Below are 21,827 nucleotides of genomic sequence, written 5' to 3' on the forward strand. Positions count from 1 at the left end.
AAAATGGAACCAACATTATTAGAAAAGAAAATAGTAAAAAGCGTGTCAGCTAAAAAAGAATCTAAACTTGTACCGAGTATATTAATTACGATTACAGTTTTATTTTTATCTCTCTTTCTATTACTCCCGCTCGTAACAATTTTTTTGAAAGCTTTTGAAAAAGGATTTGATGTATATCTTGCCGCTATCACAGATCAAGAAGCATTTTCAGCAATTAGGTTAACGCTTCTCGTGGCGTTAATCGTTGTGCCACTTAATACGATATTTGGGATAGCGGCCGCGTGGCTTATTACAAAGTTTCAGTTTAAGGGGAAACAGGTATTATTATCTCTTATTGAACTGCCGTTTGCCGTGTCACCAGTTATCGCAGGATTAGTGTTCGTTTTACTCTTCACACCGAGGAGGGCTCTTGGTGAATGGCTACTCGAACATAGAGTGAAACTTATCTTCTCTGTTCCTGGCATTATTATCGCAACAATCTTTGTAACTTTCCCGTTCGTTGCACGTGAATTAATTCCGATTATGCAGGTGCAAGGGAAAAGTGAAGAGGAGGCAGCTTTATCACTTGGCGCAAGTGGCTGGAAAATGTTTTGGCGCGTTACGCTTCCAAATATAAAATGGGGCCTTTTATACGGCATGATTTTATGTAATGCCCGTGCTATCGGTGAGTTTGGAGCCGTTTCTGTTGTATCAGGTCACGTGCGTGGCATTACGAATACGATGCCGCTTCATATTGAAATTTTGTACAATGAATATCAATTTTCAGCAGCGTTTGCAGTAGCGACGTTAATGTCATTAATCGCGGTATTTACGCTTGTTATAAAAAACTGGATCGAATGGCGAATGGAAAAACGACAATAAGGGGGATTACGGTGAGTATTCAAATTCAAGGTGTATCAAAACAATATGGTACATTTCAAGCGTTGACAGACATTCATTTGGATATCCCAAAGGGTGAACTTGTCGCCTTATTAGGCCCGTCAGGTTCTGGAAAAACGACGTTATTACGAATTATTGCAGGATTAGAAGAAGCGGATGAAGGTTCTATTTCATTTGAAGGGGAAGATCTAACAGACATTCACGTAAAAAATCGGCAAGTCGGTTTCGTCTTCCAACACTATGCGCTTTTTAAACATATGAATGTATTTGAAAATGTCGCTTTCGGTTTAAAAGTAAGAAAGAAAAGCTTAAGACCTTCAGCAGAAGCGATAGAAGAAAAAGTAACAGAATTATTAAAGCTTGTAAAAATGGATGGCCTTGCTAAGCGTTATCCAGCGCAATTATCTGGTGGACAACGGCAGCGTATCGCACTAGCTCGAGCACTTGCAGTCGAACCGAAAATTTTATTACTCGATGAACCGTTCGGTGCCCTTGATGCAAAGGTGAGAAAAGAATTACGAAGATGGCTTCGGAAACTACATGACGAATTTCAAATTACGAGCGTATTCGTAACGCATGATCAAGAAGAAGCACTAGACGTTGCGGATCGCATCGTTGTAATGAATGAAGGGCGCATTGAACAAATGGGAACGCCGGAAGAAGTATATGAAAACCCAGCAAGCCCGTTCGTGTACGACTTTTTAGGAAATGTAAATTTATTTCACGGCCGCGTCCATAAAGGTAAGCTAAATGTAGGATCGGTGGAACTAGAAGCACCAGAGCATAAACACGTTTCAAACGTAGACGGAGTAGCTTACGTAAGGCCACATCACTTATCTATCTCTCGTACAAAACAAAGCGTAGATGCAATCCCGGCGAAAGTATCATATTCTCACGCAGTTGGACCTGTCGTATATGTAGAATTAAAACGAGACGGAACAGATGAGTATTTAGAAGCAGAAATTAGTAAAGAACAGTTCAAACAGCTAAGCATTCAAGCGGGTGATGTTGTATACGTACAGCCGAAAGAAGTGAAGGTGTTTATTCCAGAGGATTTTGTGATTTAAGAGAGTTAAAATCAGCAATCTATTAATAAGAGGAAGTCTCCTAAAATATGTTTTAGGAGGCTTCCTCTTTTATTTGTAGTGATAACTTTTTCACATATGAAATATAACAAGGCGTGGGGGCGTGTTCAAACAGTTATTAAGGAATATATTCTTATTACCTTCTATAAATAAAGGTATTACAGTTAAGGGAGGCACATTTACACCAGGAATATGAAGCTCAGTATATTAGCTTCATTGAATATTAGAACAAAATTGAAAGTGAAAATAAAAGGTTAGTTGAATGATATTTATATCATGTCGCTAGCAAACAATAATCGCATCTATTATTGTTAATCTTAAATTATATAATAAAAATAGATATCTGTCATAATATTTATAAAATTGTTGTTAAATTGTCGGATTTTGTACACAAAATCTTCAAAACTTTAAAACGATATTTACTTTACTATTTCATTTGTTTACATTGTGATATGTAACATTATATATGTTAAAAATATTTCAGCGAGGTGAGTTTATGGGAGCAAAGAAATGGTATAGGTATTTAATCCAACTTATCGTAGTTGCATTAATTGTTACCTCCATACCACTCAATGGATTGGCGGAAACGGCACCACCGTTTACACCATCTCCAAATTCAGAACAAAGTCCGGAAGTGGAAAAGAAAGAAGAAAAGGAATTACCAGATCCACATCCAGATCAATTAAAGAAGGATAAGACTAAAGCACAGGCGAGTCCGACTGAGATTGTAGAAGAAAGAACGGAAACAGAGAAAGTTTTCGATAATAATGATGGTACGTATACGAAAAAGATATATACGGAACCAATTCATGTTGAGAAGGATGGAAAGTTAGAAGAGGTTTCACCGAAATTAGTAGAAGCACCTAACGCAAAGATTGTAACGGAAAATACAACATTAGAACCAGAATTCGAGAAAACAACACAAGATGGAAAGTACGTTCAATTTAAAGTAAAGGATCATACCATTCAGTACAAATTAATGAGTGCAAATGGTGAAAAAGGTGAAGTGAAGCCATCACCAGTAACCGCAACACATGAAAATAATACAGTATGGTATAAAGGGATTTTTCCAAATATTGATTTAAAGAGTACGACGTTTAACGAAAATGTCAAAGAAGATTTTGTCTTACGTGAATATACAGGACATCATATTTTTACGTTTGCATTAGAAACAGATTTAACACCGAGCTTACAGGAAGATGGTTCAATCGACTTCCAAAATGAGAAAAAAGAAAAAGTATTCACATTACCGAAACCGTATATGAATGATTCAAATGTGGATCAACAATCAGGTGAGGCTGTAACGTCAGATGCGGTTCGTTACACTATTGAGAAAACAGATGAAAAAACATATACATTAACTGTTACTGCAGACCCGCAGTGGTTACAGGCACCAGAGCGAAAATATCCAGTATATGTAGATCCTTCTGTTGAACTAGGTAACTTTGAAAATGCATACGCTGCAAGTGCCTATCCAACTGTCAATTATTCAGGAGGAAAACTGTGGGATTCAGGTCAAAATGCTTACACGTTAAAAGTTGGGTATTATGATGGCTCATCTGGAACAAACTTTGCATTTATTAAACCGAATGTTTCAGATTTAAAAGGTGCAAAGATTGAAGGTGCAACATTCCATGCCTATGCAGTTTGGCATTATTATGGAAATCAACCGAATGGTGTTTGGTTAGATGAAGTAACAGGTGGATGGAATGTTGGTGGTGTGAACTGGAATAATAAACCAGGTTCTAATAACATTGCACAAACTGATGTCGGACGCGGAAAATGGGCGCAGTTTAATGTAACGAATACAGTAAAAGCATGGGTGGAAGGCACAAAGCAAAATAACGGCTTTAAGCTACATGCAAATGGAAACGGGCAAAGCCATTGGAAAAAATTTATTGCAGCTGAAAATGGAGAAAATGCACCGTACTTAGAAGTGAAATATTCTTACGCAAAACCAAATACACCGAAAGTACAAGCTTACTCAAATGGGAGCGGGAGTGGTTCAGGTCACTTCAATCTACAATGGGATCCGGTCCCAGGAGCAACCGAGTATAAAGTAGCTATTTTTAACGGATATGACTATGAATATATTTCAGTTGGAAATGTGACAAGCTGGACGACGAAAGACAAAAAAATATTCCCGACGCCAGAAGAGATTGCACAAGGACGATACTGGATACATGATGACGGAAAAGGGGCAGAAGCACCTACTAACCCAGGACAAATATATAAAAATGCTTATCAAGCAGGCGGTCCGTACGGAGATTATAGTGGAAGAAGTAGCTACTGGTTTCGTATTGTAGCCGAGTATCCATTTGGTGAAAGTCCGCTTTCGGATGGAGTCGTTCCATTTATTCCGTTAGAGCAAGTGAAAAAGCCAGATGGTTCAGCTTATATTAATGCGACAGATAAGGAAACGGGATATGTCACATTAAAGTGGGATGCGGTCCCGGCAGCATCTGGATATAAAGTTTGGATATATAATGGAAAAGATTATGAGGCTTTTGATGTAGGAAATAAGACGAATTGGACAACACAAAATGAGAAAATTTGGCCAACGAAAGATGAAATTGCAAAAGGCCAATATTTACTTCATCATGATAAAAAAGGTGCAGAATTAGCAGTTGATCCATCACCTGTGTATAAAAATTCTGGCGGAATTTATGCTGGCTTTAAAAATTATTGGTTCCGTGTAACAGCGTATAGTACTGCGGGGCATGCTGAAAGTGAAATTTCGCATGAGTTTGTACCTAAATTTGCTCAAGACTTTGGGTTTACAGGGATGTTTGATTACTGGGCATCGGTTCCAGTACTAAATGGTAAAGTAAATGCTACAAATGGTAACTTTATCATGAGTGAGAAAGATATTACGTTATCTGGGCGCGGACCGGATGTATCAGTAGAAAGAACGTATAATAGCCAAAGTAAAAAAGTAGGCCTATTTGGTACAGGTTGGTCTAGTGGATTAGAAGAAAGAATTTTGGCTGAAGGAAATGGAAACTTACTATTAATTTCTGCCGATGGCGCAAATATTACTTTTACTAGAACGGGAGATAATGCGTATCAAGCTCCTACTGGTATATATTTAGAAATTAAACAAGTATCAGGCGGATATGAAATAAAAGATAAAGACCAAACGGTTACTTTCTATAAATCTGGAGATGCACAAGGTCGTATCCAGTATACAAAAGATAAATACGGAAATACGACGACATATGAGTATGATGGGGAATCACGTTTATCAAAAGTAAAGAACGCTTCTGGTAAAGAGTTAGTCGTACAATATGATGGGAATAATAAAAAAGCAGCAAGAGTAATCGGTTCAGATAGCAAAACGATTACATTTAAATATGATGGGGATTTACTTGTTTCTTCTACAACAGCAGAAGGAAAAGTATATAAATACGGATATGATAATGGTTTACTAACATCTATTTATGATCCGCAACATACAGATGCAAAACCATATAAAACATCATATGCATACGAGAATAATAGATTAGTAAAAGTAACGGACCCATTAGGAAAAGCTACGACATTAGCATATAATACAGATACGAAAGAAGTTACGTTAACGAATCCTAAAGGTCGTAAAACTGTTTATACGTATAACGATGCTGGAAACCCAGTGAAAACAGTTGAAGATGTGGGACGTCTGAATTTAACGACATCTTATGAATACAATGCAAATAATTTAGTAAAAACAACAACGCCTAAAAATCAAACAGAAACAGCGACCTATGATGGTAATGGGAATGTAACTTCTGTTACGGATGAAATGGGAACAGAAAAGTTTGAGTACAATAAAGACAACGGGCTTATAAAAGCGACAGATAATGAGAATCGTGAAACAACAGTTGCTTATAAAGCAGCGAATACAGAAGTGTCTGAAACTGACCAAGCCGCAAATACATCATCTTTCATGCAGTATGATCAGTTTGGAAATCCAATTGAAACAACTAGAGAGCTAGGGACAGGGGAAAACCTGATTAAAAATCCAAGCTTTGAGATGGATATAACGAATGGATGGAAAGAAGAAAAAGGTAATAGCCAAGGGGCATTGAAAAAAGATGTAATCTTTGCACCTGGTGGATTGGGCGGAGCTTCATCGTTACAAATGACGGTAAAAGCGCAAAACGCTGGTTGGGGCTACCATAGTGCGATTCAGGATATTGTAGTAGAACCCAACACAACATATACATTAAGTGGGATGATGAAAACAGCATTAACGCATGCTGGTGCATTCTTTAATGTTCAGTTGTTAAAAGAAGACGGAAATCCTCTTGATGGTGGGAATAATTGGTTTGATACACGTCATAACAGGATAGAAGGCGAGAAAGATTGGACGAATCGCCAAGTAACTTTTAAGACGACAGGCCAAACGAAAAAAGTTAGAATCTATCTACAAGTTGATTATAATCGAGCGGATTCAAGTGGTTCTGCATGGTTTGATAAGATGCAACTTGAAAAAGGAGAGGTGTCTTCAAGCTTTAACCCAATTGAAAATAGTAGTGTAGAGAATATGACGGAAAAAGGTTGTATTCCAGGGTGGATTCGCGGAGATGGATCAAGTTGTGATCCGAAAGATACTTCCCATGAGGAAAGCTTTACAGGAGATTCGTCTATTGTATTAGAACGCAGTCAATATGGTGGTTCAGATGTAGGATACGGCACACATATACATTTAAACCAACAAAAGGCAGAAACAATTACATTAACAGGGATGTCTAAATCTCAAAATGTAGAAAATACCGCACCAGATAAGCTCTCAAGAGATTACTCTATTTGGGCAGATGTGTATTATCAAGATGGTACTGGTACGAACTATCAAGCGAAATTCCCAAGTGGTACAAATGATTGGAATCGTAGTGCAGTTGTAATCCCTGCTACGAAACCAATTAAGCGTATGGAAGTCTATCTTCTATTTAGAAGAGAGAATAAAGGAAAAGTTTGGTTTGATAATATTCGTTTACTAGAAGGTAACGCTCTTATTAAAAACGAGTACGACAACGATGGAAATGTTGTTGCGACGTATGATGAAGAAGGACAGAAAAATAGTTTCACATACGATGCATCAGGAAATAAAAAGAGCGAAACAGATGAAAAAGGAAATACAAAACTATATGATTACAACAAAGATAATCTATTAACGAAGGTTACATTAAAAAATGGTACTTCTGTAAATTATCGTTATGATCATAATGGAAACACAACAGAAAAATCTGTCATGTTTGGTGGGAAAACGCAAACACACAAATATGAATATGATGTAGATAATAAAAATACAGTGTATATCGATGCGTTAAACCGTCGTATTGAACATACGTATGATGAAAATGCAAACAAGATTAAAACAAAAATGCCAAATGGTTCTATCTTAGAGTCTGTATATGATACAGCAGATCGCGTCATTGGTGAAAAGCGAAATGGAAAAGATTCATTTACATTTGAACGTGATCAAAATGGACAAGTTACGAAAGTAAAAGACCATGTCAATGGCGTAGAACGTACGAAAACATACGACAAGGCAGACCGTGTCACAAGCGCAACAGATAGCCGAGGCGGAAAAGTTGACTGGGCATATCACGACAAAGCAAACAGTAAGACAGAAAAACTAAAAGAACAAACAGTAACGCAAGGCGGATACACAAATAAAGTATCATATGACTACAACACGTTAGATCAAAACATTCGTGTGACAGACGGTTCTCAAACGTATCGCTTTGATTATGACGATCAAGGAAATGTTCGTACGTACACAGCTGGAAATGGTTCAGGTTCTACCTTTAACTATGACCATGCGAACAAAATTAAAGATTTAGTAGTGGGTACATCAAACAGTATTCTACTTTCTGAACGATATGAATATGACCAAGCGGGTAACCGTACGAAGATTAAACATGAAGGTGCGGGCGGAAAAGTAACAGAAACAAACTTTGTCTATGACCCGATTAACCAATTATTAAATGAAGCATTACCAAACGGAACAACTAAATCTTACACATATGATGGATTTGGAAACCGTACAAGTGTGAAAGTTGTAGAGAATGGAAAAGAAACAAAATCTATAGCGGCAACGTTTAATGATGGAAATCAACTTGTCAAATTCGGAAACGAATCGTTAAGGTATGATGCGAATGGAAATCGTACATCTGATGGGAAGTACAAGTATACGTGGAATGAACATGACCAAATTGTTGCTATCACAAAACAAGGTGAGAGCAATGCATTCGCAACGTATAAATATGATAATGATAGTCGTCGTATTGAAAAGAGTGTAAATGGTCAAGTAACACGCTACTTCTATGATGGAGACAGTATTAACCCATTATATGAGACAGATGGAAATGGGAATGTCCTTCGTCAATATGTATACTCTACAAGTGGCGTACGACTAGCAATGAAATCAAAAGGACAAACGTTATACTATCACTATAATCCCCGTGGTGATGTCGTTGCGATGACGAATCAAGACAAGGAAGTTGTAGCAACGTATGAATATGATTCGTGGGGTAATGTATTAAAGAGTGAAGTAAAAGGTATCGCAGCAGACAACCCGTTTGGATATGCGGGATACATGTATGATAAAGAAATTGGCATGTATTACTTGATTGCAAGATACTATAATTCAGAGCATGGTGTGTTCTTGTCTGTGGATCCTGATCCGGGTGATGAAGATGATCCAATCACTCAAAATGCTTACACATATGCTCATAATAATCCAGTGATGAAAATAGATGCTGATGGACATCATCCAGTTATTATTGCTGGAATATATGGATATCGTATCTATAAAGGGTATAAAGCTTATAAAAAGGTACAAAAAATATCTAAAATTACAAAAAGTGCTAAAAAATACAAGGGGAACATAGGGAATAAAACCTCTAGTTATAAAGATGTTACAAAACCGGGTACTATCGTTAGGAATAGGCAGACCAATTTAACGAGAAGAGAGTTTGAAAATAATTTAGCACAAAATGGGTGGAAAGCTAGTAAATCTAAAGATGGGAATGTGTCCATAATGATAAAAAATGGCGCAAAATATATTGTAAGAAATAACGCAAAGTCAACAAAAAAACCAACAGCAGATTATACTCCAAAAGGTAAACAAAGGGCTACATTGAAAATTAGATTGAAAGGATAGATTAGGAGGAGAGAGGTTGAATTTAAAATCATTAAGTATTAAAAATAAGGAAGTCTTTGATAAGTGGAAGCATGAATTAGACGGGATGATTCATTTTGATTTAAGCTTACCAAATCAAGTGTTTCAAAACGATTATGGAAATTATATGTTTGGTGAATTTGATTCTTTAATGTATGATGATGGCTGGAATGAAATAAGAAAATTAGCTCAAACTACACATGATTCTTTTGTTATTATGGGCGTATTAGATCCTCACCCTGAAGAATATTATTATAAGGAATTTGGATATTATAATTGGTTGAAACTTCCTTGTGATTTAACAGGAGACCAATACATGGATGTATTAGAAGAATATCCTCAAGACAGTATGGCGGATTCTATTATGCATAATTCATTTGTAGTAGCCTGGTTCCCTCCATCAAAAGAATGGATTATTATTGGAGATAGAAGTTATGGGATTAATATACTTGCAATTAAAAATGAGAGTGGTTTAAAACATAAATTAACACCGTTTTATAATTGGAGTTCGTTAGATAAATTTATATCCTTGAATTTTGAAGATGAAGTACAAGATAAAGAGTTTATTAAAAATATTTCGAGAAATTATAATGAGAATTAAATAGAAGAGGATGTAGAAATATTACTAGTTTTGTTGTGAATTTTGAAAAAAACATAAACAGCTTGGTAAATGAGAAACGATGTTTATACAGTCGCTAGTAAGTATTGAAGTTTATTGGACGTTGAAAAGGCGGAGTCTCTTTGAAGACTTCGCCTTTGTTTATATAGCGTGAGTAATCTCGGTATCTATTATTGCATGTGAAGGTGACGCGTGGGCAACGTATTAAAGAGTAAGACAAAAGGAACTAAGGAATGGTAATTTAATTATTAAAAATTAAGGGGAATCTATAGCAGTTAGAGGTAGTAGAAAAAATATAAAAGGAGGAATAATGTGGATATCTATAATTTAATTGATAATGTGGATTCAAAAGAAAAACTGATAGAGTTTCTATTTTTTTTGCAAAAAGATTTTAAAGAGAATAAAGATGAATGGGAAAATATAAAAATAGTACAAAAAGACAGTATGGATATGAAATATACAATAAATCTACAGGTAATGTAGTAAAAGTGGGGATTAGTGGCCAAAAATTACATAAGAATGGTACATCGCCTCGTGCAAATCAACAAGTTCGTGATTGGAATAAGCAAGCTAAATCCGACAAGTATGCTGCGAGAATAGTTGTTAAAAATGTGCAAAATAGACGAATGGCCTTGAATTGGGAAAAAAATTGGGTTAATAAAAGGTTTAATCAGGGAAATAACTTGTATAAACATACAAATCCCAAACCTAAAAGATTTTAAACTGGGTATTCTGGAGGGATGATATGATTTTAAGAGATATTAAATTTGTATTAGAATTTAATCCGCATAAATATATTTCAGAAATTCGAAAGGTTATGAAAGAAAAAACATTAAATGAAGAACAAGCTACACAGTTTTATTATAAAGAGGAATTTCAAGATAAGGCTGTACAAATTCGCGATGAATCTAGATGTATATCAGATTTATATATTAGTTGTTTAGGGAGATATCATACATCTGAAACTAAAGAAATAATAATTCATTTGGTGGATGAATTATCCGAAGGTAGTTTGATAAATGTTGATGGCTTTATGGAAATTCAAATTGTTTTTAAATTAGAACAATATATTTCTTTGACCAATCAGCAAAAGAATCAAATGCTTCTTGATATAATACAGAGAGCTACTAAAAGTATTGGAGAAATATTTGAGTGGGAATACCATCCATTCCAAGAAGCTTATAATAAAGTAATTGAAAAAAAATATGAAAATAATTATGTATGGAAAAAGAAAGTAAGTCCTGGAAGAAGATATATGGCAGAGATATTTTGCATGCATAATATTAATGAATATCTTATTTATATAATTGTAAAAGATTACCGTGATAAGAATGAGTTAAAGAGGGAACTACTGCATAGAGTTGGTCCACATGAGTTTATGTTCGCGCCATATTTAGGAGATTTAAAATGGCTCTCTAATGATAGTGTTGCATTAATTGGGGAGAATCCTCGTAGACAATGGGTTGTAAATGTATAAATAAAAAGAAGGTGTCCACATGATTAAACTGATTAAGCAAGAAAAGGATAAAATGTTGTATTGGGAAGTATGGGAAGAAGATGAGAAAACTTTAATTGTACATTGCGGCTGTGTTGGGGATGCAGGTGAAATGTATGAAATAGAACTGTATCCATTCCAACGTGTTGAAAAAGAAATGAAAGAGTTAGCAGATGAACATTTGGCGGATGGTTATAAGGAAATCGATGAGGAAGAATTGATAGAATTTGTTTTACAATATGATTATAAAGACAATCAGTTGGAAGCAGCGTTGGAAAAACGACAACAAGTTCAAGAGATTATGGATGAAGCATTGGGATGGTCTGGAAATGGCCATTGCGATGGTGGAGATATTGGTAGCGGGACAATTAACATATTTAACTTTGTAATTGACGTTGATAAAGCGTTGAAGACAATTCTAGATGAATTAGAAAATCAGCAGTTGTTAGATGGTGTGAAAATTGCCTATGTAAACGATGAAGAAAATTATATACAGGTGTATCCTAGTGAAGGTGAATTTAATTTACTATAAAGTATTTAGTTAAATATTAAAGAGGTATGAATTGATATAGAAAAATAGATAGAAAAGACTAGTAGAGGAAGATAGATTAAATTTGGAAGTGCATCTCTAATTGTTAGACAAAAATAACAGTTAGAGGTGCATTTTCTGTATAAGTGCAACAGATGGCTCTCAAACGTATCGATTTGATTATGATGATCAAATCGATACGTTCGTACGTATACAGCTGGTAATGGTTCAGGTTCGACGTTTAACTATGACCATGCGAACAAAATTAAAGATTTAGTAGTCGGTACATCAAACAGTATTCTACTTTCTGAAAGATATGAATATGACCAAGCAGGCAACCGTACGAAGATTAAACATGAAGGTGCGGGCGGAAAAGTAACAGAAACGAACTTTGTATATGACCCGATTAATCAATTATTAAACGAAACATTACCAAACGGAACAAGTAAATCATACACATATGATGGATTTGGAAACCGTACGAGTATGAAAGTTGTAGAGAATGGAAAAGAAACAAAATCTATAGCGGCAACATTCAATGATGGGAATCAACTTGTAAAATTCGGAAACGAATCATTAACATATGATGCGAATGGAAATCGTACATCTGATGGAAAGTACAAGTATACATGGAATGAAAATGACCAACTTGTAGCTATCACAAAACAAGGTGAGAGCAATGCATTCGCAACTTATAAGTATGATGAGGATAATCGTCGTATTGAAAAGAGTGTAAATGGTCAAGTAACACGTTATTTCTATGATGGAGATAGTATTAATCCGTTATATGAGACGGATGCTAGTGGAACTGTACTTCGTCAATATGTGTATTCCGTAAATGGTTTACGTATGGCTATGAAATCGCAAGGACAAACATTATACTATCACTACAACCCACGCGGTGATGTAGTCGCAATGACAGATCGAAATAGAGAAGTTGTAGCAACGTATGAATATGATTCGTGGGGTAATGTATTAAAGAGTGACGCAAAAGGTATCGCAGCAGATAATCCGTTTGGATATGCAGGATACATGTATGATAAAGAAATTGGTATGTATTACTTGATTGCGAGATACTATAATCCGGAGCATGGTGTGTTCTTGTCGGTGGATCCTGATCCGGGTGATGCGGATGATCCGGTTACAATGAATGGGTATACGTATGGGGATAACAATCCTGTGATGAACATCGATCCAGATGGTCATTGGGCGATGGCTGCAGGCGTATATTTCGTACCAGGTTTGGGACAAGCGGCATTGCTAGCAACTATAGCAGTTGGTGGTGCATATGCTGCCTGGCGTATTGGTGCAAAAATCAGAGTTATGCAGGCTCGTAGTAAACCATCAGGACCAGACCCAAAAGCAAAGGGAAGTCCACATACAAGATATAAAACAAAAAATGGAAAAGGAGGAGTGTTGAGGAAACAATTTCGTGGAGAAGGAAAACCGCATGGTGATGTTCCTCGACCAAATGTTAAAACTAAAAATCAATACAATAGAAACCCTATAACTAAGAAGAAATATCCGAAAGAAAAAGTGAGAAAACCATTTAAAAAGGAATATCCAAGAGGATATTAAAATGAATATAGTTATTGAAGAATGCTTGTATTCATAACGGGAAGGAGGGGTGGACATGAAGTATTATAACGGTGGTTTTATAATAATTTCATATGAAAAAGAGCTTATTTATCAAACTTGCATAATTGAGGGACTGTCCTCAATTATTTTAACAATAAGTAATAGCGTACGGCCTACGTTTCCTGATTATTGGTTTTTTCCTTGGTCCAATACAAATGAAAATGAATCTATTACTCAACTAATAAATTCAAGATTAAGGATTAGTAAAGAAGAGCATGAACAGGCACAATGTTTTTTAGATACATTGATACAGGAAAAAAGATTTTCATGGCCAAATGTTTTTAGGGATTTAGAGGATGCGAGATTTTTTAAGCAAAACTATTTAAAGGGTATAGAGGATTTAGAAATTGTTAGTTTAAATCTTTCAGAAGAGTATCGGACTGATTTTTTATTGAATGAGCGAGAAGAAAATGATTTTGACTGTTCTATATATCATTTTATGGAAAATGCATTACCATTCTGTATCAATAACGATGAAGTGTTAGGCTTTGATATATGTGGCTATAGTAACAATAATTTTTATTCGTTTATTCATAATAATTTACAGACGGATTTTAGAAAGTATGGTAAGAATTTAAATGAATTATCACTTATCGCTAATTATGATGATGCAAAATATGTTATTCATTTAATTGATAATCAAAAAATCGAGGCGGAAGAGATATTGTGGTATCCGTGGTTAATTTTGAAGTGTTTATAATTCATAAGAATAGTGCAATTTTTTGTAGTTTTATATAGGTTTTGAGAGAATGAGATATATTACTTGTAGCGGGAATCTTGAAGTAAAGGAGCGTGCGGTAATTGGCAATGACGGATGAACAATTCGAGAATTATCTTGTTATGTGTTATGACAAATTAGAAAGTAAACAGCAACAATTCATTTCGGATTATAATATCGATAACTTTGATGAGTATTGGTATGATCAAGATAAATATATATTGCAGTTTAAAAATATGGAAGGAAAGTAATTATAGACAATTCAAATATCTAAATGAAGAAGCAGCTAAACAACTAGTAAAGAATAGACAAAAAATCTTTTTTGCAAGTGATATAAAACGGATGCAAAAAGGAGATAATCCGGTCGACCATACGTGGCATCACCATCAAACACCAGGATTAATGCAATTAGTCAATACTGTGGTGCACAGGCAAACTGGCCATACTGGAGGTAGGGCATTATGGGGAAAATAAAAGAAGGATTTAATATTAAACTGGAATATTTTAATGAAGACGAGTTGGAATTGTTAAGAGGTAAAATAATTTTCCTCTTAGATGAAAAAATCATTTATGAAGAAGAGACTGATATTATAGAGCCCTTAATACACTTTTTTGATGAGTGGGTAAACCTTTTAAAGTATAACGAGGGTACATTATTCTTGGATAACTATGGGAAGACCTTACATTTTATTCAACAAGAAAATATGATTAATATTAGTAGTAGTAAAGAAATTATTTCAGTTGAAAGAGTACAGTTTTTTAATGTTGTATTTGATTTTTGTAAGGAACATATAGAGAAATTAATTAGTAAAGTACCAGGACATTTTAATTTGAATGCCGCTTATAAGCAGATAATTGATCTAGAAAAGCTCGATGAGGACTTCATTACTACTGGAAACTTGAATGTTTATCGGGAATATTCAAGTGAAAGTCGTTATGAAATAAGCTGGAGTGATCTGAAAAATGAAAGAAATATAGAAATTCTTCCTCAATTCTCAAGAGACAACGACTTTTTATATGTTGGAAATGGACCAGCGAATAAGTTTAGTAAAATAGACATATTGAATAAAAAAACACTTTGGACTGAGCATCTCAACTTTGTTGAGAGTGGAATTGTATTTTGTCAACAAGATGATAAGGTTTTTGTAGGAGATATTAGTAGAGAAGAGGAAGAATCAAAACTTGTGTGCATGTCTGCAAAAGATGGAAAGAAATTATGGGAGTTAGAATTGGAAGGAGAAATAAAAGGGGTTTATTTCCTACCAAATAATGTATTAGAAGTAATGGTTGTGATGGATTATGGTTTGAATATCATATTAGATATTCAAACAGGAAAAGAGAAACAGACTGTATATACTGGAATTGGTGGAGAAAATTTGAAGGTGCGATTGTTTTCTGATTATTATGTTCTAATAGGAGAATGTTATGAAGAAGGAGAACTAATAGATCCTTATATAGTTTGTATGACAGCTGTTGACTTAAATAGTAATATTTTATGGAGAGAAAATATTGATTGTCGCCCCAATACTCCCACATATTTAGAAAATCATACGGCTTTAATAGTGGGAGAGGAGAGTATTCGAAGGTGGGATTTGAAAAAAGAATCACCAGAATTAATCTTAGAGATAGATATTGAAGAAGAGGATTATTTATATGTGGTAGCTGATAACTTAAAAATAGGTTTGATTAGACATATATATGATATGGACGATGTAGTAATACGGAAAACATGCCTTCAATTTTTTGGAGTAGACGATGGCAAGGAAATATATGAATGCTTATTACCAGGTGGAATAAAACTTGAACCTAACTTAGTTGATAATATGTGTGTTGTAGTTATGGATAATGGAAAAGTCTATTGTATAGATTTAGTACATAACCAAGTTAAGTGGGAAACAAGGTTTGCGCATGACGTGATAAGATCTCCGAGATATGTGGAGGATAAGATTTATATGTCTTCACATGAACTTGAAGTAAAATGCTTAGACATAAAATCTGGTAAGGTAGAATTCACATTATATTTACCAAAGTTTATTTTGGAGTCTGATTCCATATATGAGGTAATTAAAATAAATAACTTATTGTACTTTACTTGTCTGAGTGGGAATGTGTTTGAAGTGCGTGAAAGATAACAAGATATTTGAAGAAAAAGAGAAGCTGTATAGTTCAAACTGTACCGCTTTTCTTTTTAGAAATAAAAAGCGGTGGGAACTAATAGTTGGATGTGGTCTTGGGCTAATGAGAGTGTGGCTGATTATGCAAGACTTAAGTCTAACTGTTTGAAAGACTTACAAAAGATTACAGGAAAAGAGATTTTTATAAATTCACTTTTTGAATGTGATCAAGAAATGGCGTATGAGCTAGCAGCCTTTTCTGTTGAATACTTAGATGCGGAAGGAATGTATATGGCACCAGGTGAGAGAAGTGATGTATTTATGGCTGTTTTAGGTAAGGTAGAATGAAAAAGAAGGAGAAACAATGGAAACATACATCGAAATACACAAACCTGCAACGGAAAAAAACGGATATTTTCTAGTATTAGATGAACATGATAATTTTGAAAATGATAACATCTTGAATTTGTTATCAACAATTAACAGATATATAGTTGATGTTGATACAAGCATGGAACAATTTATGGAAACAATGATGTCAAAATTTCATTTATATCTTTTAGTGAATTGTGAAGGGATTCAAGAAAAATTAACAAAGGTGCAAAATTATATTTGGGAAAAAGAATTAAAAGAGTTCAACTGGAAAAGTTCGACTCTAAAGAGCACTATTTTAATACACCAGTATGATCCTACAACTCATATTTTCGATGTGATTTCTCCTGCATGTATGAATGGGAGTCTTATGTTCCTTTTCTCTCAGGAGGAAGTAAGCGAAGAAGAGTTAGAAAATATAATACAATACATGAAATTTGATCATAAAAGAGTATACTTTAATAAAGAAACAATCGAACTAGCAGGGAAAATGGGATATATAGTAGGCCATTTTGAAGATGAATATTATGTAGTATCTTTATGTTCGGAAAAGCAAGTATTTGTTTGTTATGCGAAAGAACGTGTTATGGATTAGAATGAAGCCGCAAAACATGAAGTATGGAATACTAAAACGCAGCAACTCTTAAGTGACGACATTGAAATTAATTTTGTAAAAATACCAAAATTGGTAAAACAATGGCGTGAAGAAAAAGTAAGCCCGTGGGAAAATACATTTGTTTGTTGGATGTTATTATTACCAGCACATGAAGATGAACGTTTAACTCAAACATTGGGGGAGATTGCGATGAATCAAGATCCAATTTTACAAAAGGCAATAAATAAATGGGAAAATATGAGTCATGATTCTTCTTTCCGAACAGCATATGAAGCTCGAGAGAAATTACTTTTAGATGAACAAGCTAAGTTAGCTCATGCAGAACAAGAGGGCATGGAAAAAGGCATTGAACAAGGTAAGATGCAGATGATTCGAGGGATGTATGAAATTGGTGTATCGCTTGAAACTATTGCAAAAGCAAGTAAGTTGAGTGTGGAGGAAATAGAGCGTATCTTGAAATTAAAGTAAATATATGAACCTAAAGTACTCATGAATAAAAGAAAATAGATGCTTATTATTATGATACGTTTAATAGAAAAGCAGTGCTGAAAATGTTGGCAGTGCTTTTTCTTAATTAATTTTTTGGTGTTTTTCATTCCTCTCACATTGCTTTAAACACTTCAGAAACGACGTTATTGTTATATGTTATATCGAAAATTAAACAACTATTTATACGAGACAGGTAGTAATAGAGGATTACATATGAGGTATAATTAACCTACAATTTATAAAGTGGAGGCAACTGTATGAATAAATTAGGGTTTAGAGTTATTTGCGGAGAAGAGGGATATGGTCATTATTTTGGTGGAGACACTTGGAAAGTTCCTATATGTCCGCAATGTAATGAACAAGCACATCAAATATTTACCTTTGATTTGAATGATTCTAGATTAGAGGAACTTAAGATAGAAGAATTAAGAGAGTTGCCATTAATTACTTGTTTAAATTGTTCCTTATATGAAGATGTGCAAAACTTCAAAATAAATATAATGGAACGTTCTATACATACCATTACTCAAAGTGAGATGTTTAATTGGAAGTATGAATTAATTGATAAGATACCAGTTCCTTTGCCGAAATATGATATGAAATTAGTAACGATGGAGAATTATGATGTCCCTTGTGATGAAGATGAAAATGACCAAGCTTTTGATGCGATGGGAAGAGATTATATTTGTAGAATAGTTGGAGTACCCCTATACATAGAAGATTCTATAGAGGCAACGTGTCCTTGTTGCTCGAACAGTATGAACTATGTGGCTATGTTGACCGGAGAAGATTATGGGAATGAAGGAGAACTTACAGGAGGAATAACGTTTCAAATAGGAGAGAGTTTTTTATATTTTTATCTATGTAAAGAATGTTTAATCATACAAACTTCCATGCAGAGCACTTGAGTTTGTTCTGCATGGAAGTTTTATTTGATTGAGAAGAGAGAGCACCATTTATAAATGTAGAAAAAGAATAAGTGATAATAGAACTTTTATCAATGGTTTGAGTTACGTTAGGATGTATAAAAGAGGTGGTATCAATGTTAAAACGAGAGCCTTCAAAGCTTATAATAGAGGGGAATCAATTTTATATACCTTGGGTGCATTGTGTCATACAGGATAACTTTATTGTTGTGGATTCTAAATCTCGAAAGTTACAGTTTAAAATTGTATGTCCAACATATAAGACTTTAGTAGAAGATGATTATTTAGATATATATTTAAATAAGTACCCTGATTTTATTCATAAGGAACAAAGTTATTACTATAGAGAGTTTAATTTTCAAGAATCGGAATTTAATATAGAGGGAGAAACTTTTACGGTCCTTAATGGAAACATTCGAATTAGTTATTTATCAATAAGGACTTTTTCTATAGCAATGGAATTAGAATTAAAAGCGAGTAATGGTTTAAGAACAATGGCTACTTTATATTTATATCCCCTTATTAAGGAATTAGTAACGAGTGAGAGAAATATGTACTTTAGTAATCTTATTCCTCAAATAGTTAAAGAGGCAGAATCACCGGTGGGTTCAACTAATGGAAAACCGATAGAGGAGCTAAATCTTGAAGATTTTTCTGTTTCATCCATTTGGGAATGGGACTTAGAAAATGAAAGCTTTGAGTATCAAGATGAAACTTGGGTCAGACCATCAACTGTTAAGAGTATATTTGAAATAGATAATATGGATGTCTTTATAAAAGCAGACTTATTATTAAAGGACGATAATAGTTTATATAAATGTATTTTAAACATAGATGTAGACCAAATAGCGCAGACTTTTTCTGTTATAGAAGGAGCTGTATTTATAAATGAAGAGTATATCGATTTAAGAGATTTTTTATTCAATCCAAAAGCAAATATACAGAAGATAGTTTTTCATATCCAAGATCAAACATTTGAAAAGATGAGTCCAATAAATTATAGAAAGCAACAATGGGATTTAACATTTTCTTGGAGTAAGTAAGGTGAAGTATATAAAATTATAATGGAGGGTAAGCGTCAAACTTATTAGAATTAAGGGAGTTTGACGCTTATTTTTTATGTTTAGAATCAATGAGAGGGTTTTTATTTATATGAAAGATATCGTATGTAAAGAGTTAATCAGTTTTAAGTCTATTGTTGAAGCTTTGAAAAGAAAGTATTAAAAGAATTTGGGTTAGCGAAAAATACAAAAAAGGTAATGGGCCGGAATTCCTGATAGTTTATCTAAAGGGAGAATTACAGAAATTAAAGATGTTCGAAAGATATCATATTCCAAGCAGTAAATTAGCAAATAAAAAAGAACAATTGTGAATCAGATTCTTTTTTATAATTAATGGGCTATAAACTGAAAAAACTTGAAGAAATTTATAAATCTTTCTATTCAAAATGAATTATAACTATTTTTTTGAATAATTTTGCTGTAATTTAATGTCTTCTCTACTAGCAAATAGGAAAAGAAACAATTGTGAAACTGGTTCTTTTTATAATTAATGTGCTATAAATTGAAAAAACTCGAAAAAAATTTTATATTGAATATTCTGTATTTTATTGTTAAAATTTTCATTGTATTACCAATAATTTGAAAAGAGGTTGTTAGTTTGTTTATAAAAACATTTAGCATCCCTAATAAATAAGGAATAAAAATTTTTTCCCTTTCAATTCAAGTATATGAAGTGTTTCTTTTTCCTGAATTTGTTGTAAAAACTAGTTCATTAGGCTACCGTCAGTAGAGAATCTCTACTGATGGTAGCTTCACTTTATAGGAAAGGTTAGGCTAACATGAAAAAAAATTTTGCACAAACATATTTAACGATACCGTTCCACTTATTCTTATCGTTTATTATCATTATATTTATCGGCACGTTACCGCACTTATTTATTGGGATGAAGATTGACTTTAACAATTACCTGCACACACTTACGGACGTCACCTCTAAATTAATAGGGTGGGATCCATTAACTTACACGAAATTTGCAAAACCCCTATTTCCTCAAATTCTAATTCAATATGGAAACACGATTATTATCTTTTTAGCTGCTCTTCTTATTTCCGTATTAGTTTCTTTTATGACTGTTTATGCCTTGTTGCTACTCCCTGTAAAAAAAAGAGAAAGAATAAAATCATTTTTTTTACTATTAGAAGCAATTCCTGATATTTTTATTATTTTATGTCTCCAATTACTTGTCGTTTGGATTTATAAACAGACAAACTTTTTAATCGCAAATATAGCTGGTACAAAAGACAACTCAATCTTACTATTTCCAATTATTTGCTTAAGTTTTCCAACTATTCTTATGTTTAACAAGCTACTATTGCTACGTTTTGAAAATGAATTACAAAAAGATTATACCTTGCTAGCACGTGCCAAAGGATTTGACACGTTTTATATTCTCAATCGTCACGTTCTGAGAAACGTCTTTTTAAGTACTCTCTACTTCTCAAAAACAAATATTTGGTATATGTTATCTAATTTATACATTATTGAATACTTACTCAATGTTCAAGGTATTTTCACATTTTTAAAAACGTATAATACCGAATTAGAACCAGCACCTGAAATATTTTGTGTTACATTGTTTTTAATTTACATTCCTATCTTTATTGTCTTTAAGCTTTTCAATATTTTCATACCTGATGAATTGAAAGGAGAATCTTAACATGTGGGCCCATTTAAAAAGAGATAAGTATTTCATAATTTGTATATCCTTTTTGCTTCTATTAATCATAGTAAGCATTGGAAATTCCATATTCTTTGATGGGAAAGTTCGCCAAACATCTATTCTATATGATGAAAGTGGTAATGTACAAGCGGCACCATTTCCCCCTTCTTTCACTTTTCTGTTAGGTACGGATATGAAGGGATTTGATTTATTACATAGAGTAGTTGATGGAGCGAAATGGACCATTGGTATATCGTTATTGATAGCATTTCTACGAACATTTATCGGGCTAGCAATTGGATTATTCTTCGCTTTTTATGTAAGAAAAAGTTTTAAGACACTTGAAGCTCTCTTTGATTGTTTTACAGTTGTTCCAATGACCCCATGCCCATCAACTTAAGAATTTTCACTACCCCCAAGTGACAAAAAACGTTATTCTTTCTAAAAAGCTAGCTAGAAA

15 protein-coding genes and 6 pseudogenes are annotated in these 21,827 nt (G+C 33.9%); 20 read left to right on the forward strand and 1 reads right to left on the reverse strand.

Annotated features, from left to right (window positions below; all coding sequences use genetic code 11):
- Positions 1-3 precede the first annotated feature (3 nt).
- The 4 genes from cysW (at position 4) to PDQ68_RS14730 (ending at position 9,730) form a co-directional block, all read left to right on the forward strand.
- Positions 4-861, forward strand: a complete 858-nt coding sequence (gene cysW / locus PDQ68_RS14715) for a sulfate ABC transporter permease subunit CysW (protein ID WP_270786878.1) — start codon at positions 4-6, stop codon at positions 859-861.
- An 11-nt stretch (positions 862-872) separates the two neighbouring features.
- The gene (locus PDQ68_RS14720) at positions 873-1,946 is read left to right on the forward strand and encodes a sulfate/molybdate ABC transporter ATP-binding protein (protein ID WP_061183720.1); all 1,074 of its coding nucleotides are present in this window, start codon (positions 873-875) and stop codon (positions 1,944-1,946) included.
- Positions 1,947-2,460: 514 nt separating this feature from the next.
- Positions 2,461-9,111 (forward strand): DNRLRE domain-containing protein, encoded by a 6,651-nt coding sequence (locus PDQ68_RS14725; protein WP_080444176.1) that lies wholly within the window; start codon positions 2,461-2,463, stop codon positions 9,109-9,111.
- A 16-nt stretch (positions 9,112-9,127) separates the two neighbouring features.
- Positions 9,128-9,730 (forward strand): hypothetical protein, encoded by a 603-nt coding sequence (locus PDQ68_RS14730; RefSeq protein WP_061183719.1) that lies wholly within the window; start codon positions 9,128-9,130, stop codon positions 9,728-9,730.
- Positions 9,731-9,813: 83 nt separating this feature from the next.
- On the opposite strand, the pseudogene PDQ68_RS29010 reads toward PDQ68_RS14730, so the two are convergent.
- A pseudogene (locus PDQ68_RS29010) lies at positions 9,814-9,900 on the reverse strand (IS6 family transposase); the annotation flags it as partial.
- Between the two features lie 160 nt (positions 9,901-10,060).
- On the opposite strand from PDQ68_RS29010, the pseudogene PDQ68_RS29015 reads away from it, so the two are divergent.
- The 16 genes and pseudogenes from PDQ68_RS29015 to PDQ68_RS14805 form a co-directional block, all read left to right on the forward strand.
- Positions 10,061-10,177: pseudogene (locus PDQ68_RS29015) on the forward strand (DUF7660 family protein); the annotation flags it as partial.
- Positions 10,159-10,470 (forward strand): hypothetical protein, encoded by a 312-nt coding sequence (locus tag PDQ68_RS14735; protein ID WP_235590137.1) that lies wholly within the window; start codon positions 10,159-10,161, stop codon positions 10,468-10,470. The pseudogene PDQ68_RS29015 and the gene PDQ68_RS14735, both read left to right, overlap by 19 nt.
- A gap of 23 nt (positions 10,471-10,493) precedes the next feature.
- Complete coding sequence (locus PDQ68_RS14740; protein WP_061183717.1) at positions 10,494-11,225, forward strand: hypothetical protein; 732 nt, start codon at positions 10,494-10,496, stop codon at positions 11,223-11,225.
- Positions 11,226-11,244: 19 nt separating this feature from the next.
- Positions 11,245-11,775, forward strand: coding sequence for a hypothetical protein (locus tag PDQ68_RS14745; protein ID WP_061183716.1), 531 nt, complete (start codon positions 11,245-11,247; stop codon positions 11,773-11,775).
- 139 nt (positions 11,776-11,914) lie between these two features.
- Positions 11,915-13,350: pseudogene (locus PDQ68_RS14750) on the forward strand (RHS repeat-associated core domain-containing protein); the annotation flags it as partial.
- A gap of 55 nt (positions 13,351-13,405) precedes the next feature.
- Positions 13,406-14,110 carry a hypothetical protein gene (locus tag PDQ68_RS14755; RefSeq protein ID WP_061183714.1) on the forward strand — a complete coding sequence of 235 codons (705 nt, stop codon included), beginning with the start codon at positions 13,406-13,408 and terminating at the stop codon, positions 14,108-14,110.
- A gap of 101 nt (positions 14,111-14,211) precedes the next feature.
- A pseudogene (locus PDQ68_RS14760) lies at positions 14,212-14,361 on the forward strand (DUF6882 domain-containing protein); the annotation flags it as partial.
- Positions 14,330-14,602 (forward strand): HNH endonuclease, encoded by a 273-nt coding sequence (locus tag PDQ68_RS14765; protein WP_061183713.1) that lies wholly within the window; start codon positions 14,330-14,332, stop codon positions 14,600-14,602. The pseudogene PDQ68_RS14760 and the gene PDQ68_RS14765, both read left to right, overlap by 32 nt.
- A complete protein-coding gene (locus tag PDQ68_RS14770; RefSeq protein ID WP_061183712.1) occupies positions 14,590-16,260 on the forward strand; it encodes an outer membrane protein assembly factor BamB family protein in 1,671 nt (556 codons plus the stop codon). Before PDQ68_RS14765 ends, PDQ68_RS14770 begins: the two co-directional genes overlap by 13 nt.
- Positions 16,261-16,338: 78 nt before the next feature.
- Positions 16,339-16,590, forward strand: a pseudogene (locus PDQ68_RS14775) (DUF6882 domain-containing protein); the annotation flags it as partial.
- A gap of 16 nt (positions 16,591-16,606) precedes the next feature.
- Positions 16,607-17,209, forward strand: coding sequence for a hypothetical protein (locus tag PDQ68_RS14780; protein ID WP_061183711.1), 603 nt, complete (start codon positions 16,607-16,609; stop codon positions 17,207-17,209).
- Positions 17,210-17,227: 18 nt separating this feature from the next.
- A pseudogene (locus PDQ68_RS14785) lies at positions 17,228-17,698 on the forward strand (Rpn family recombination-promoting nuclease/putative transposase); the annotation flags it as partial.
- 278 nt (positions 17,699-17,976) lie between these two features.
- Complete coding sequence (locus PDQ68_RS14790) at positions 17,977-18,627, forward strand: hypothetical protein (protein ID WP_061183710.1); 651 nt, start codon at positions 17,977-17,979, stop codon at positions 18,625-18,627.
- Positions 18,628-18,761: 134 nt separating this feature from the next.
- Positions 18,762-19,688, forward strand: a complete 927-nt coding sequence (locus tag PDQ68_RS14795; protein WP_061183709.1) for a hypothetical protein — start codon at positions 18,762-18,764, stop codon at positions 19,686-19,688.
- 797 nt (positions 19,689-20,485) lie between these two features.
- Complete coding sequence (locus PDQ68_RS14800) at positions 20,486-21,364, forward strand: ABC transporter permease subunit (RefSeq protein ID WP_061183267.1); 879 nt, start codon at positions 20,486-20,488, stop codon at positions 21,362-21,364.
- A 1-nt stretch (position 21,365) separates the two neighbouring features.
- Positions 21,366-21,767 carry a hypothetical protein gene (locus tag PDQ68_RS14805; protein WP_270786879.1) on the forward strand — a complete coding sequence of 134 codons (402 nt, stop codon included), beginning with the start codon at positions 21,366-21,368 and terminating at the stop codon, positions 21,765-21,767.
- The last annotated feature ends 60 nt before the right edge of the window (positions 21,768-21,827 follow it).

Origin of the sequence: Bacillus cereus group sp. Bc010 (genome assembly GCF_027716745.1) — a bacterium.
In the GTDB taxonomy this organism is placed as follows: domain Bacteria; phylum Bacillota; class Bacilli; order Bacillales; family Bacillaceae_G; genus Bacillus_A; species Bacillus_A pacificus.

What these genes read in the sequence shown, in the direction of transcription:
- cysW (WP_270786878.1), top strand. Translation starts at nt 4, where the DNA reads ATGGAACCAACATTATTAGAAAAGAAAATAGTAAAAAGCGTGTCAGCT.
- PDQ68_RS14725 (WP_080444176.1), top strand. Translation starts at nt 2,461, where the DNA reads ATGGGAGCAAAGAAATGGTATAGGTATTTAATCCAACTTATCGTAGTT.
- PDQ68_RS14735 (WP_235590137.1), top strand. Translation starts at nt 10,159, where the DNA reads ATGGGAAAATATAAAAATAGTACAAAAAGACAGTATGGATATGAAATA.
- PDQ68_RS14740 (WP_061183717.1), top strand. Translation starts at nt 10,494, where the DNA reads ATGATTTTAAGAGATATTAAATTTGTATTAGAATTTAATCCGCATAAA.
- PDQ68_RS14745 (WP_061183716.1), top strand. Translation starts at nt 11,245, where the DNA reads ATGATTAAACTGATTAAGCAAGAAAAGGATAAAATGTTGTATTGGGAA.
- PDQ68_RS14755 (WP_061183714.1), top strand. Translation starts at nt 13,406, where the DNA reads ATGAAGTATTATAACGGTGGTTTTATAATAATTTCATATGAAAAAGAG.
- PDQ68_RS14765 (WP_061183713.1), top strand. Translation starts at nt 14,330, where the DNA reads ATGATCAAGATAAATATATATTGCAGTTTAAAAATATGGAAGGAAAGT.
- PDQ68_RS14770 (WP_061183712.1), top strand. Translation starts at nt 14,590, where the DNA reads ATGGGGAAAATAAAAGAAGGATTTAATATTAAACTGGAATATTTTAAT.
- PDQ68_RS14780 (WP_061183711.1), top strand. Translation starts at nt 16,607, where the DNA reads ATGGAAACATACATCGAAATACACAAACCTGCAACGGAAAAAAACGGA.
- PDQ68_RS14790 (WP_061183710.1), top strand. Translation starts at nt 17,977, where the DNA reads ATGAATAAATTAGGGTTTAGAGTTATTTGCGGAGAAGAGGGATATGGT.
- PDQ68_RS14795 (WP_061183709.1), top strand. Translation starts at nt 18,762, where the DNA reads ATGTTAAAACGAGAGCCTTCAAAGCTTATAATAGAGGGGAATCAATTT.
- PDQ68_RS14800 (WP_061183267.1), top strand. Translation starts at nt 20,486, where the DNA reads ATGAAAAAAAATTTTGCACAAACATATTTAACGATACCGTTCCACTTA.
- PDQ68_RS14805 (WP_270786879.1), top strand. Translation starts at nt 21,366, where the DNA reads ATGTGGGCCCATTTAAAAAGAGATAAGTATTTCATAATTTGTATATCC.